General features: G+C 34.4%; 1 protein-coding gene. It reads left to right on the forward strand.

Annotated features, from left to right (window positions below; genetic code table 11):
• Positions 1-538: transposase (locus I6F44_RS19525; RefSeq protein WP_197174414.1), on the forward strand; the 538-nt coding region annotated here is incomplete at its 5' end.
• Positions 539-576: the final 38 nt, after the last annotated feature.

Raw genomic sequence — 576 nt, forward strand, 5'->3', positions numbered from 1 at the left:
CCCCGAATTACCTAAAAATGATCTTATTGATATGAATGTTAGCATAAAAAACAAGCTAACAAGAGTCGTTGGGTATTGGTCAAAAAAAGAAAAACAATATACATTTTTAGTCACTAATTTATCTATTGATGAATTTACAGCGACTGAAATAGGCAAATTATATAGGTTACGCTGGCAGGTTGAATTACTTTTTAAGGAGTGTAAGTCTTATAATAATTTACGCGGCTTTCAAACATCAAACGCAACCTTACAAGAGGCGCTAATTTATGTAAGTTTAATAGTAACCACGCTTAAAAGGTTTTTAACTGGCTGTATTGAAAAGATATTCAAAACTGAAATGTCTACAATGACAGTAGCAAAAACAACGGGTGTTTGGTGGATTGGCATATTAACAGCGATTATTAGGAAGCATAGGAAAGGATTGTTAAATGCAGTTAATGGAGCATTTGACTTTCTGAGGAAAAATGCTGCTAGGGCACACCCCAAACGCGATCGAAAAACAGGAGTATTTCAGTATGGGGTAGAGCCAAATTTTTAAGGCTGTACTTAATGTTTTTCTTAAGTACCTACCTATGA

The sequence above is a fragment of the Pseudoalteromonas sp. NZS11_1 genome (assembly GCF_015864275.1).
GTDB classification, from domain to species: Bacteria; Pseudomonadota; Gammaproteobacteria; order Enterobacterales; family Alteromonadaceae; genus Pseudoalteromonas; species Pseudoalteromonas arctica.